General features: G+C 45.3%; 1 pseudogene. It reads right to left on the bottom strand.

Annotated elements, in window-relative coordinates:
- Positions 1 to 391 (bottom strand): annotated as a pseudogene (locus HC175_RS20035) (SulP family inorganic anion transporter); the annotation flags it as partial.

The following is a 391-nucleotide window of genomic DNA, read 5'->3' as shown; positions in this document are numbered from 1 at the left end:
ACCACCCGACTTTCGGAAAAATCAATGATCACCTCTTCGGGATCTCCCAGAACATCAAATTTTTCATTAAAGGCGGCCACACTTCCGAAGAAAAGAGGGCCATAAATTTCGTAATGTTTAGTACCCTTATCATCAACAAATTTTCGGGCTCTGATCCTCTTTGCATTATCCCAGGCAAAAACCAGAGCAGAGATAATTACTCCAACAAGCACAGCCAACGCCAGATTGTGAAGCACAACAGTCACAAAAGTCACCAGTACCATCACCAGCACATCACTCTTTGGCATTCTACGAAAGGTCCTAAGACTTGCCCATTCAAACGTACCAATGGCCACCATGATCATAACCCCGGTAAGAGCAGCCATGGGCAGAAGCTCAATAACATCTGCGG

The sequence above is a fragment of the Salinimicrobium oceani genome (assembly GCF_012037645.1).
The sequence above is the reverse complement of the archived record's forward strand: the minus strand, read 5'-3'. Positions and strand labels throughout refer to the sequence as shown.